Source organism: Eisenbergiella massiliensis, assembly GCF_003435485.1.
Window position 1 is genome coordinate 199,361 of sequence record NZ_QVLV01000002.1, and the last position, 13,557, is coordinate 212,917.

Below are 13,557 nucleotides of genomic sequence, written 5' to 3' on the forward strand. Positions count from 1 at the left end.
TTCACGCCTCTACCTCCACGGCATCACCCTTATAGTATTGACTTTGTACGTCATATAGTTCTTTGTATTTTCCTGACAAATTCATTAATTCATCATGTGTTCCGCTTTCCACGATTATTCCATGATCTAACAATATGATGCGATCACAGAATTTTGTTGATGAAAGACGGTGTGAAATATAAATTGCAGTACGATTTTTAGTAAGCTCATTATATTTTAAGTACATTTCCTGTTCTGCAATTGGGTCCAGGGCGGCCGTTGGTTCGTCCATAACAATTAATGGGGCTTCTTTAAAGATTGCACGTGCCAGCATTAACTTCTGTGTTTCTCCGCCGGACAAGTTAATTCCGCCTTCAGTCACAGAAGGCACTAATTCTGTGTCCATACCATATGGCAGCGATAAAAGTTTTTCTTCCAATCCGGCCAATTTTACAGCCTTATGCAGTTTTTCCCTGTTGATACTGTTTTCATTGTTATATCCGACGTTCATTGCTATGCTCATTGGCAGAAGGCACACATTCTGAAATGACGCACTGATCATTTTATAATATTCATCCCTGTTATATTCACTTATATCAATTCCATTGAAGAAAATTTTACCTGATTTTGGCGGTAGAAGTCCGCAGGCCAGCTTAATCAGAGTAGTCTTTCCAGCCCCATTATTTCCCACCAATGCAAGCTTCTCACCTTTATGTATCGTTAAATTGATATGATTTAATATGGGACGATCAGTTCCCTCATATTGAAAACTTACATCTTCGAATTTTATTTCACATGCTGCCTTCACATTCGGGTTTACAGAGCTCTTTTCTCTGTTCATATGATCTTTAGTCTCAATCAGGTTACGATAATCATCTACAAGATAGTTGGCAATAGTTAAATTGCCGATTCTCGTTACGATTTGGCTTAACCATTGTCCCAGACCGGTAATTGCTCCAAAATAAAGCGTAAAATCACCGATTGTCATATTGGAATGGAACATTTTCCATAACAAATAAAAATATGCCCCTCCGGTACGGACAAATACCAATAATGCTTCTGCCAGATGCTGGTTTGTATCCTTTCTTAGCACCCTCTTCTCTAATTCATTTGATTCCTTTATATACTTATCCGTATTTTCATTGATCCAATTCATCATCTTATAGATTTTAATATCTTTTGCCATGAGTGAATTGCCAATATCGTCCAAAACATAACCCAGGCGCCTATTTACAGAAGCTCTTTCTTCTTTAACACTGTTTTTTCCTTTTTGTACTTTGACTGAAATAACTCCATCGATCAAATATGTAATAAGCAAAATCAATATAACAACCGGATCCAATAACAAAATAACTGTACTAAAGGAAATCAGTACCAGCACGCTCTTCAGAAATTCGGTCAGATTGATATAGTAGGATGCCATGTTAACATATACGTTTCTGTTTATGGCACTATGTCCTTTTTCAATCTTCATTTTTCCCTCTTTTGATGTTGCTATGCTATAATCCATATCCAGAGTTTTCCAGTCTTTCCCCAGGTAAAAGCGCATATTTAAGATTCGGATTGCTCCAATTATTATGCTTTGTTCTGAATAAAAACTTAAGTAACGGAAAATAACTAATACCACTGTTAAAATAACAATATGAAATAAAAATTCACTGCTGGAAATAGACCGGCTGATGGAATCCAATACTGCTTTTGGAAAATAGATTGCTGTTAATGAAACGACTAATTCGGAAAAAATACGTATTAACCATACAAACACTGGTTTTTTCTCAAAGTTCCATTGTTCCTTGAGCATAAACCTGAAATTATTTAGTACGCCGTGAGTTGTATGTTCCTTATTCCGTACATTGACATTCATGAAGCTTCCCCTTATATGCACTGACATTTTTATTCTGGCAATCGCTTTCCAGAACTGAAGCTGTTTAAGCTGTTTTAAGTTCTATTGTCGCAATATCACCAAACCTTCGGCCGGTAGCGCATATCTGTGACCGTATAAACCGTTATAAATGCCTCCGGATCCTCATGGTTAATATAATTCATCAGCTTCTGGTACTCGCTTTTATTTACAATAGTAATGATTTCGTTATGCTTTTCCAGATTGTAAGCGCCGATTGCCTCATAGACGGTAGCGCCACTGTGCAGGGTATTGATAATAAAATCTCTCAGCTGTTCTTCTTTTTTAGTGATGATGCAGACCCGCCGCTTTACATTCTGCCCGAAGATAAAATGATCCAAAATCATGCCGTTCAGGTAGGTTCCCAGGATGCTGAGGATTACCGTCTTTTTGTCATAAATCAGGGCGGAGGAAAGCGCCACGCACATTCCGGAAAGAGACATGGCCTTACCCAATTCCATATGCAGGTACTTATTCATGATTTTAGCCACAATATCCAGCCCGCCGGAAGAAGCATTTCTGTTGAATAAAATACTCAGCCCGATGCTGACTACGAAAATATAGCAGACCACATCCAGCTCCGCGCTGCCCGTCATTGACTGGTTATCCGGCAGTATCCGTTCAAAAATGCCTAAGAATACGGGCAAAAGAATGCTTGTGTAGACCGTCTTAACACCAAAGGTCTTTCCGCAGGTAAAGAAACCAATCACCAAAAGTATCACATTTAAAATCATTGTGATGGCTGATATGGATAAGGGAACAAAATTGGAAAGCACTATGGCCAATCCGGAAATACTGCTCACCGAAGCATGGCTGGGTATCAGGAAAAAATATACCGCCGCCGAAATAACGGCTACCGCTGCTGTCAATACCAGCATTTCCATAAACCATCCTGCCTGTTTTGCCTGCTTTTTTTGATTCTTTTCCATAGTTCCATTCTCCTTTTACCTGCTTTTTTCAGGACGCTTCCTGAAAGGAACGATTAAAACGTTCCCTTTTATTATCATTCATTTTTACCCTTCCGTCAATTCCAGCCATTCCTCCATTTTTTCATCAATCTGGTTTTCCAGCCTTTTTTTCTCAGTTTCCAGCTCCAGCAGCCTCTCATAATCAGTTCCTGCCGCTGCCGCATCGGCCTCGCAGGTGTTTTTTAATTCCTCCAGCATCCTGATTTCCTGCTCCAGCTGCTTCTGGCGGTATTGGTTCCGTCCGCTTCCTGTCGCAGCCGGTTTAGCCGGGGCAGTGTTTGTTTCCCACCTCCTTTCCGTTTTCTTTTCCGTTTCCTGAGCGGGCGCAATTGGCATGGCGGCTCTTTTTGCCTTTTCCTGCCGGTAATATTCATAATTGCCGGCATAGCTGCAGGCGCCCGTTTGCGTGATTTCCACCATCCTGTCAGCCATTTTGTTCAGGAAATACCTGTCGTGGGATACAATAAGAAGCGTCCCCTTAAATTGTTCCAGCGCTGTTTCCAGATTTTCTCTGGAAAGAATGTCCAGATGGTTGGTTGGCTCATCCAGTATCAGGAAATTGATGCCCTGGCTATTTTCTCCGGGAGTATACACCCCGGTCTGCATCAGCCTGGCCAGATAAAGTCGGCTTTTCTCGCCGCCGGACAGATTTTCCACCTTTTTAAAAACACTTTCACCGGTAAAAAGATATCTTGACAGTTCTTCACGTGCCTTGCCCTCCCCGATAACCAGTCCATCCCGAAAGGCCTCCAATACGGACACATCCTCCCTGGGGAAACGCACCTGCTGCGGCAGATAGCCGATTCTGGCGCTGGCGCCCACACGGATGCTCCCTGCGTCTGCCGGGAGCTCTCCCAGTATCATACGGAGCAGCGTTGTCTTTCCGCACCCGTTTCTTCCAAGCAGAGCCACATGTTCCTGATAATACACCTCCAGATCGAGATTGGAAAAAAGCTTTTTATTACCAAAGCTTTTTGCAACGCCTTCCAACAGCAGAACATCCTTTCCGGAACGCTCACCCTCCTCAAAAGTTACCCGCATTCCCGGGCCCTCGTTTTTCGGACGCTCCACTTTTTCCATCCGATCCAGCCTCTTCTGCATGGAAGCTGCCCGCTTATACATACTCTCATTATCAGCCTGCGCGGCCCAGGAACGCATATCCTTGATTGCCTTTTCCATAGCCTTAACTTTCTTCTGCTGTTCTTTGTAAGCATCCAGCTGCCGCTGCCTGCGCCGTTCCTTTTCCTCCAGGTAATAAGAATAATTCCCCAGATATTCCACGGCCGTCCCGTCCTCTACCTCCAGGATTCTGGTAGCCGCGGCATCCAGAAAATACCTGTCGTGGGAAACCATAAGCACAGTCCCTTTATAGTTCTTCAAATATTCCTCCAGCCACTGCAGCATGGACATATCCAGATGGTTCGTAGGTTCATCAAGCACCAGGATATCCGGATTCTGCAAAAGGACCTTTGCCAGGCAGGCCAGCGTCTTTTCACCTCCGCTGAGCGTCCTGAACTCCGCCTCCAGAAATTCGCCGGACAGCTTAAGCCCCGTACAGATACGCGCAAAACGCTCCTCCATTTCATATCCGCCGCCTGCCTCATACCTTTCCTGCAAAAGGGTATATTTTTTCAAAAGAACATCAATATCCTCTTCGCCCCCGGAACCTGCAGCATTCTCCAACGCTCTTTCCAGCGCCTGCATCTGCTCCTGCAGCATTACTAACTCGCAAAAAGCCTGCTCGCACACCTGCCTTACCGTCATTTTCTCTTCATAAACAGGCATCTGCTCCAGATAACCTGTCACCGCATTTTTGCGGATGGATACACATCCTTCATCCGGCGCCTCCACTCTGGTAATCAGCTTCAGAATGGTGGATTTCCCGCAGCCGTTTTTTCCAATTACGGCCACCCGCTCACCCTCCTGCACCTCAAAGGTAATGTTTTCAAGCACCAGCTGTGCTCCATAATACTTTTTCAATTGACTGCATGATAACTCTATCATTTTTTACTCTCCTTCTTCCCGAACCGGCCCACTCCCCTCATCCTGCCTGAGCCGGCTCCAACGCGCCTGTCACACGTTCTGCCGCCATAAAAAAAGCACCAACAGGCTGCCATAATTCAACGCAGCCTGCCAGGGCCTCTCCTTCTGTATACGATAAACACTCCGCGGCCCCGCACAAAAAAATGCAAAGCCCTGCCGGCTGTTCATCATATCCATCCATATAATCCTCAGATATACAAAAAAAGACCCGGGGAGCAATACCGCCCGGATCCTGATATCATCCTATAACTTCTCGATCGCCGCTTCCCGCACTGAAAGAATACGGAAAACCAAGTTCAGAAATCACTTACCCTGCCGCACAAAACGCGGCTTCCGGTTTCGGTTGCTCACTTCCTGATATGCAATTTTGGGCAGACTCCACCTGTGATCCGGAATAAACATGTATAATTCCGCACATAGATATCGGCAATCTGTCTAAAATTGTATGACCAGGAACAAATCCGACCATCTTTCTTTCCTTCCTTTGCAATCTTTGTGTTTTATGATAACATGACATAACAATAAAAGCAAGCCGGAATCTCAAACTCTTCGACAAACGAAATCCAGTCCCTACAGTTTTTCAAGCCGTTCGCACACGCGGTCTATGTCCTGAGCCTTCAGAAACCGTCTGTTATGGCGGAATATATCCGCCACCGCCGCAGAAAGCCCATAAACAGGCAGGGCGAAACGGTTTTCTCCCATATATCCGGCCGTAGCCAGCAAACCCGCCTTTCCGAAAACCGCGATGGAATAATAAGGAAGCCAGGGCATGTCTTTAAACTCCCACTGCATCCGGTCCAGAATCCGCTTATTTTCCAGGAAAGGATTATACAGATAATTGCGGCAAGAAAGAAACCAGCCCTCCCGGAAGGACTGTATCCAGTAACGCCCCTCCGGATTGCCGGAGATCACTCCCGGGAAATTCCCGGAATAAATTACATAAATACCTGATTCATGGATCATCACAACATCCGCACCGCCGGTCCGTCCCAATTCATCCGTCAGACACAGATCTGTCAGAATCCTTTTATATCCGGCCACAGGCCTGAGAATATCCAGAATCTCCTCCGTACAGGTTTCCCTTTTAGTAAAGGAGCAGTCATAATAAGAGCTATGACTGTACTTTACATCGTAGGGATTATAGGAGGCTCTTTTTTTATACATATAAATAAACAACAAAATTAAAACGAGTAAGCTCAGCATAATTTCCGCCGCTTTCCTCCTGCACTAACGGTACAGGACGTAATCCTGCATTTCTCTGATAAAACCGGCGCCGGACAGCGCGCCGGACACTTCTGCGGGATAATCCTTCACAACAATCCGTTTCAATCCGGCAAAAATACGCTTCTGCCGGAAATCCTCCACAAACAGCTGCATGAGCGCAAGGCATTCCTCCGGTGGACATCCGCCGAAAAAGCGGAGTGTTTTTCCCTGCCGCTCCATGACCGCAATGGGATTTCCGCCCTTCATGGCAACCAGGGTTCCGGGAATACAGGTAAAGCCTTTCCCCTCCTGATGCGTCAGCACCTTTCCCCAGATCTGCGCCGGATCAGACGCATTCAGCCATTTTATTTCCTGTTCTGGTTTTTCCAGGGCCAGTACCGTACTGTGAAAATCCTTTTCCCGGATAAACTGTGCCCCGGAAAGACCTTCCACAAAATACCCCCTGCGGACCTGTCCCGTATATTCCCGGATACGCAGGACGGAAAGCGCCGCCTGCCAGGACATATTCCAGGAGGCCACAGTTTCCCGGCACAAAATAATGCTGCGGTCAAAGCAGCGTTCCCATTCCTGGCCGTTTGTTTCCTTCTGAGGCCTTACCACGTCCCAGCGCCCTGCCTGCAGGGCCATTACGCGCGCGTTCACCCGCTGCCTTGCGGTTGCTTTTTTTATTTTATCCCGATCAAGCCACTGCCTGACGGGGACAAAGCTGTCTGCATATACAAGTCCCTTTTCCAGAAGGGAGAGCAGAATCCCGTGGGGAGATTCCCCTTCCAGCAGACCCTTCAGCGCCTGCATAAAGCTGGCGCCGCGCTTTAACAGAGCCTGGTAGATGATTTGTTCCTTTTCCGATAACGTTTCCAGATTAGGGGAAAGATCTGCTTCCCAGTCAGTGTTTTCCGGATCATCAAAGCGGAGCATACCGCCTTCCTCCATATGCCAGAAAAAGGTGCCTTCAGCTAAAATGGCGTCCAGCAGGGACTCTCTGTAGCCCTTCACTCTCGCCGGCAGAATAACGCTTTCCCATAATGACGCAGGGAAAGGGTGTCCTGCAAATATGGATAAGGTCCGTTCCAGCTGTTCCCCGGAAGGCGCATGAATACTCATTCTGGAAAGGAGCAGCGCTTCATAGGAGGCGGCTGGCCGTGTCTGTATCTGGTTTCGCCTGTTTTTCAGAGTCTGCCTGCGGGCTCTGTCATACAGTTTTCCGTGATAATACACACCTTCACTTTCCACGGCCTCTTCCCGGCAGACAAGCTCGTTCAGTATTTCCAGGACTTCTGTTTCCGTCCAGAAATAACGCTGTGCCGTCTGCCAGGCGGTCTGCCCTCCCCGGTATCTGAGCAGCCGCCTGACAATGTGAAGCCGTGCCTGGACCGTCTCTGTGTCCGTTTCCGGTTTTGCAAGCGGCAGAAGTTCCCCATCCTCTGATTCACAGACGGAAAGCGCATGGAGATATTCCTCCCTGTGTTCCATGGCTATCCACAGTCCGGGCTCAAGATATGCCGCCCGGCCCTGGGCAGCCAGACTTTCCAGCCACTCCACAGGGACCTCCAGTTCCCCGGCGGTAAGATCTCCTTCCGTCATCAGCAGGGTATGCAGCTGCTTTTCATCCTCCGGAAGATGGCGGCGTTGCTGCACATCCGCCAGTTCCTCTTTCCCGGCGGCAATCATCTGCGCCTGCTTCAGCTCATCCTCCACCGCAGCCTGGACTCCTCTGGTGGTGGGATAATAATCATACATGACCGCGGCTTCCTGTGCCCACTGCAGGGGAAGTGACATGGGAGAAGGTGTTTCCGAATGAAATTCGCGTACGCTGATTGCGCCGGATCGGATGTCATGAAGAATCTCCTTCACTCCCTCCGGATCCCATATCTGTGTCAGGCATTCCCGCATTGTCTCCCGGATCAACGGATGAGCCTTCTCCAGGGACACTCCTCCGGAAGTATCCTTTACCAACGTATCCAGCATTTCCGCACTGCGGAGACGCTGCATCCACAGAGGAAGCCTGCCGCTTTTTTTGACCCCCATCATCAAAGCCCTGCCGCTGTTATAACGGAAAGCAATACCGAAAATAGGCGTTGCCGGAAGAAGGGCTTCCAAAACAGGAACCACACTTTCCGGATCCACCTGATAAAGCAGGCCCTCCGGCATCCGCTCCTCTCCGTAGGAATACAGAAGGATGCCATCCTCTTCCTCCACACAGCCAACATTGATGCCGGCCTGCTGCCTGGCAGCCTGCTGCAGAAGCAGCGCAAGCGGCGCATTTACACGTTTGCCGAACAGGGAATGTATCATAATCTGCGCGTTGCCGGACTGATCCCGGAAATGCTCCACAAGAATCGTCTTATCGTCAGGCAGGCCATCCGTTGCCTGGACCTGTCTTTTAATAAAGCCAGCCGACAGATCAGCGGCCGCATCATCCAATCCAAGCCTGTTCAGCGCCTGAACCAGGCTTCCTTTCTCACAGGCCTCCTGCAATTCATGGTAAATACGGCCAAAGGCCTTACTGGTACGAAGATCCCTTCCTTTTAACTCTCCTTTCCAGAACGGCACTCTGGCTCCCTCCAAAGGCGCCTGGGCAACGGTGACCGAATCCCGGCTGATATCCTGAATCTTCCATGCAAAAGCGCCCAGCAGAAAACGGTCGCCCTTCTGGGATTCGTATACGAATTCCTCGTCTACCTCCCCCACCTTGACTCCATCGCCTGTACGTACTGTATAAAGACCTTTATCCGGTATGGTACCTCCGGCGGATACGGCAAGCATCCGGCTGTATCCGTCTCCTTCCACACGCCCGTGAATCCTGTCATATAATATCCTCGGGCGGACCGGAATATCCCTGTCATGCTCAAAATCCCCTGCCAGCATGCCAAGAACAGAGTGGACATCCTCCCTGGTTATTTCCCGGAAGGGATAAGCGCGCGGCAGGATTTCCATAACCTCATCCACCTCATAACCGCGGAAAGCCGCCATGGATACCAGATGCTGCGCCAGCACATCCAGGCAGCCCTCCGGCGGATTGGCATGCTCCACCCCGCCCCGCCTGGCCAGTTCTGCCGTCATGCCGCACCAAACGCCCTCAGGCGCTGTACGGGGAAAAAGATACATCACGCTCACCCGCCCCGGGTTATGCCCGGCGCGGCCCAGCCGCTGCATGGTGCCGGAAATGGTTTTCGGGCAGCCGACCTGAAGCACCTGGTCGATTTCTCCCACATCAATGCCCAGCTCCATGGAAGAGGTGGCGCACAAAAGGCGCAGGCTTCCGTCACGCAGCGACTGCTCCACCTCAAAACGCTGTTCTTTTGACAGGCTGCCATGATGAACCCTGGCAAAGCCGTCTCCTCCCAGAAGATTCACATAGTAAGCCAGTTTTTCCGCATAACGGCGTCCCTCAACAAAAGCGATGACGCTGCGGCTTCCCTGACAATGGCGGTAGACCAGCTCCGCCAGCTCTTCCCAGACAGGATCCTTGCGTTTCCCCTTAGCGGCATCCGCAAAGGGACTGGTTATCACAAGCTCCACTTCTTTTTTCATGCCTGGGGACACAATGGTTACCGGATCAGGTGACAGATAGGCCGCCGCCAGGGAAAGCGGTTCTATGGTTGCTGAAAGCCCGATGCGCTGCAGAGGCGCTTCGCAGATTTTATCCAGCCTGGCGACGGAAAGCATCAGATGCGCTCCGCGTTTGGTATCAATCATGGCGTGAAGCTCATCCAGGATAATGGCCCTGGCGCTGCTAAGCACCGACTGTCCTGATTTGCTTGTGAGCATCAGATACAGGGATTCCGGCGTGGTAATCAGAATGTGCGGCGGATATTTCACCATGCGCTGCCTGTCCCTCTGAGGCGTATCTCCGGTACGGATTGCCACGTCGATCAGATCGGTCCCGCCGCCGGAAATACCGTCCAGAGGACGGCGCAGATTTTCCCTGATATCGCCTGCCAGGGATTTTAACGGCGAAATGTAAATCAGCTGCAGCTTCCTTGGAAGCGTCCCCTCTCTCGCCTGCTTCATCAGCCTGTCAATGAACACAAGAAAGGCGGAAAGCGTTTTGCCCGTTCCTGTGGGAGCTGATACAAGCGTATGCTTTCCTCCTGCAATCGCAGGCCAGGCTTCCTTCTGCACTTGAGTGGGTTCTCCCAGCGCAGCCGCAAACCAGTCCGCAGTTGTCTTATCAAAAATTGTCCGCATATCCGTCATTCATATTCCTCATTCATTACTGTAAAAGGGACCGACAGACGGATTTCGACAGCAGTTCTAAAACTGAAGTGCCGCCTTTTTCCTCTGTCTGTCGCTTTTTTTATTTATATTTCATCCGCTTCCTCTGCATCCGGATTCTCCGCACTATTTTCTTCCGGCACGCTGTTTTCAGAGATACTGTTAGCTGATACGGAATTTTCGGAAATTCCCGGAAGCAGCCGCCAGGAAGCTGTCACCTCCTGTCCGATAATCCGGGACGCCCATTCTTCTATTTTTTCAAGCTGCGCCTTATCCAGGGGAGTATCTGTCTGAAGGATAAGCAGGTATTTTTCCACAACCACCTTCTTCTCTTCATCCAGCCCTCCCAGCGCGGCACAGTCCAGGTCCTTGATCTGGGGATAGAAAAGGGGGAGTTCGTCCATCAGCTGTTCCTTCAGAGAGGCGCTGAAGGAAAACTGGGCATAGGCAGGCCAGTACAGCTCTGTTTTCTCTGACAATGCCTTGGTTTTTTCCTCATAATCCAACTGGATTTCCTCTCCTGCCGCAATTTCCGAATTAATCAGGTTTTCCACCTCTTCCTTACTGATACCGCCCGTAAATTCCGTCTGCGTCAGGTACAGCTTCATGCCCTTTAGCTGGCTGTAATCTGCCAGAGACTGTTCGATTGCATCCCGTGTGGCGCTGTCCAGGCGCTTGCCCACCACAGCCACGCGTATGATTCCGTTCTGCGTATCCAGGCTTTTGGAAACCACCTGCGTCTCATCAAAATCAAACTGTTTGGAAATAAAGCTGCTAAACTGGCTGTTGACCGCGCTGGTATTGATCATCTGGTAGGCTAAATAGACGCTTGGCAGCACAGTGATAATCCCTACCAGCATCACATATATTTTCTGCTTGCGCAGCACCTTCCCGGAAATTTCCTGCTTTGCATGGACATGCATGATCTTGAGGACCACCACGGCCGAAAGGCAGATAAAAAAGCAGTTAATGAAAAAGAGGTACATGGCCCCGCCGAAAAACTTCCAGGAATGACGGGCGATGCCATAGCCCGCCGTACAAAGGGGCGGCATCAGGGCGGTGGCAATTGCCACACCGGGGATAACGTTGCTTACCTTCTCTTCCCTTGTAGTTCCGATAATTCCTGCAAGGCCGCCGAAAACGGCTATCAGGACATCCCATATGGTGGGCGAGGTTCTGGCCAGCAGCTCGTTGGACGGCGCTGTTATGGGCGACAGCATGAAATATACGGTGGATACCATCACACAGAACACCACCTGGAAGGCAAGCTTCATAAACGCATGTCTGACATATGCCATGTCATAGGTGGCAATCCCGTAGCCTATATTCATGATCCCGCCCATGAGCGGCGAAATCAGCATTGCCCCTATAATAACCGCGGTGCTGTTCATATTCAGTCCAATGGAAGCGATAAACATGGCTAAAATCATAATGCACATGTTCGTTCCCCTCAGCTGCCCTCCGCTCTTTATTCTGTCCGCTATTTCCTCCTGAGACGCACAGTCCGTGTTCAGATTAAAGGTGTCGATCAATATTTTCCGCAGCTGGTTCATTTCGTGGTACCGCCTTCCATAGGTTTCTTTTGTACAATTTGTTATGAAAATAGTAATGCTTTGACTTTCCTATTATATCGCGTTCCGTGATAGAATCCAAACGTATTTTTAATATTTTCAGGAACTGTTTTTAAATTTTTTTGAAACTGTCCGGTTCCTTCACAATTACTGCTTTCCTGACTGCCTTGAATACGCGTCATATATTTCCCTATTTATACATAAGGCCTTTCATCCCTGTAATAGACGGCATGTCCCTGATTATGCTTCAATCCTATGGAGCGGTAGATATCCTCTTCCGTTCCTTCCACAATATAGGCAACCGTAAAAGTATTTCCCAGTTTCCGGAGTTCTTCGGTAAGCAGGTTCCCCATACGGCCTGCAATCCCGTATTTATCCTGTTCAATTACAGAACCGTTATTATATTTAAGATTATCCCCCTGAAGCTCACATTCCAGACAGAATTCCCGGATATCTGCCGATAATCCGTCAAACATGGCGCGTATCAGCCCGACCAGCTTGTCCTCATAAAAAGCGCCGACGATGTATGCGGGAAATTTTAATGGCTTTACCGCGGTTTCTTTTCCATAACCGACCTCGCATATATCGTTGCGTATATAAAAATCCCATAACTGATCCTCTGTAATTTCAGGCATATATTGAATTATTATTTTGCTTTGCTCCATTAATTTTTCCCCTTTCCCCTTTCTACTGCATGAAGGCAGTTTGCTATTACAGTATTGTTTATACTCCGGTATTCCGATCGGCTTTTTGACATACGCATGGGCAGCTTGCGCATCCGTTCTTCCAACCGGCATAAACAGCGTATCGAATCCTCCGAGTGATTTTCCCATAGGGTCTGGAAAAAATATAACTCTGTCTGGCATACCGTATTTTTGGCGCCCGACAAAATAGTATCGGTTATATTAGTAATATACAAATCAATCATCTCCGCCGCCTTCATCCCCAACTGACGCATAAGCCCGTCCTCCCTGCTTTTCAGTTCGTTTCATTGATACCTATGCCTATCATACATTCCTTTCAAGGTTCCGGCAACTTGAATCTGCACGAGATGGAAAAACATCATTAAAATTATTTGATTTCGTCATAGACACGCAGCATTACAGTACCGCCTGCCATCCGAATGGAAAATTTTTATATTTGCATAATACCAGTTATAATACAGACAAAAACCAAACGACAGGTGCGCCTTGCGCAGAAAGGTAAAATATGAAGGAATGCCCTAACTGTCACGAACTGGTCGGCGACAGCGTAAAAATCTGCTTCAACTGCCATTATGATTTCAGCCTGAAAAGGGTGGTTGATTCCTCCCGGATTGCTGAAGAGAGAAGGAATGAGGAACTGCGTATCCAACAGCTCAAGGAGAACCAGAGGGAAGAAATAAAAAAAGGAACTTGTTATACCTGAATTCCGAATATAAATATGAAACTGTCGTTATAAACGATTTAATAACGGGAGAAATTGATTCGGAAAAGCTTCAGAAAAAACTGGAGAGCTATGCCCTTAACGGCTGGCGTCTGCATTCTGTATTTACAAATGAAGTGGGCAGGAACTCAGGCGGTTCTTTTACAAGCTTTCAGGGTGTTTCCATCAATGCTGCCATTGATCAGACCATACTTATTTTTGAACGGCGTATCAAGGTGTAAAAATTAAT

The 13,557-nt window shown here is 48.0% G+C and carries 10 protein-coding genes; 2 read left to right on the plus strand and 8 right to left on the minus strand.

Annotation, left to right across the window (positions count from 1 at the left end; all coding sequences use genetic code 11):
- Window position 1: 1 nt before the first annotated feature.
- The 8 genes from DXC51_RS03465 to DXC51_RS03505 form a co-directional block, all read right to left on the minus strand.
- A complete protein-coding gene (locus DXC51_RS03465) occupies window positions 2–1,843 on the minus strand; it encodes an ABC transporter ATP-binding protein (RefSeq protein WP_181970020.1) in 1,842 nt (613 codons plus the stop codon).
- 95 nt (window positions 1,844–1,938) lie between these two features.
- Window positions 1,939–2,808 (minus strand): YitT family protein, encoded by an 870-nt coding sequence (locus tag DXC51_RS03470; protein WP_243003117.1) that lies wholly within the window; start codon window positions 2,806–2,808, stop codon window positions 1,939–1,941.
- 84 nt (window positions 2,809–2,892) lie between these two features.
- Window positions 2,893–4,851 (minus strand): ribosomal protection-like ABC-F family protein, encoded by a 1,959-nt coding sequence (abc-f, locus tag DXC51_RS03475; RefSeq protein ID WP_117543723.1) that lies wholly within the window; start codon window positions 4,849–4,851, stop codon window positions 2,893–2,895.
- 609 nt (window positions 4,852–5,460) lie between these two features.
- Window positions 5,461–6,093 (minus strand): nuclease-related domain-containing protein, encoded by a 633-nt coding sequence (locus DXC51_RS03485; protein ID WP_117543725.1) that lies wholly within the window; start codon window positions 6,091–6,093, stop codon window positions 5,461–5,463.
- A 24-nt stretch (window positions 6,094–6,117) separates the two neighbouring features.
- On the minus strand, window positions 6,118–10,314 hold the full coding sequence (locus DXC51_RS03490; protein WP_117543727.1) for a DEAD/DEAH box helicase: 4,197 nt from the start codon (window positions 10,312–10,314) through the stop codon (window positions 6,118–6,120).
- Between the two features lie 104 nt (window positions 10,315–10,418).
- Window positions 10,419–11,885 (minus strand): DUF389 domain-containing protein, encoded by a 1,467-nt coding sequence (locus tag DXC51_RS03495; RefSeq protein WP_025489799.1) that lies wholly within the window; start codon window positions 11,883–11,885, stop codon window positions 10,419–10,421.
- Window positions 11,886–12,097: 212 nt separating this feature from the next.
- A complete protein-coding gene (locus DXC51_RS03500; RefSeq protein WP_117543729.1) occupies window positions 12,098–12,568 on the minus strand; it encodes a hypothetical protein in 471 nt (156 codons plus the stop codon).
- A complete protein-coding gene (locus tag DXC51_RS03505; protein WP_117543731.1) occupies window positions 12,568–12,861 on the minus strand; it encodes a hypothetical protein in 294 nt (97 codons plus the stop codon). The genes DXC51_RS03500 and DXC51_RS03505 overlap by 1 nt, the downstream gene beginning before the upstream one ends.
- Before the next feature lie 251 nt (window positions 12,862–13,112).
- Between DXC51_RS03505 and DXC51_RS03510 the strand changes: the two genes are divergently transcribed.
- Together DXC51_RS03510 and DXC51_RS03515 are read left to right on the plus strand one after the other, a co-directional pair.
- A complete protein-coding gene (locus DXC51_RS03510) occupies window positions 13,113–13,310 on the plus strand; it encodes a hypothetical protein (protein WP_117543733.1) in 198 nt (65 codons plus the stop codon).
- Window positions 13,298–13,549, plus strand: coding sequence for a DUF4177 domain-containing protein (locus DXC51_RS03515; RefSeq protein WP_117543735.1), 252 nt, complete (start codon window positions 13,298–13,300; stop codon window positions 13,547–13,549). The genes DXC51_RS03510 and DXC51_RS03515 overlap by 13 nt, the downstream gene beginning before the upstream one ends.
- Window positions 13,550–13,557 lie beyond the last annotated feature (8 nt).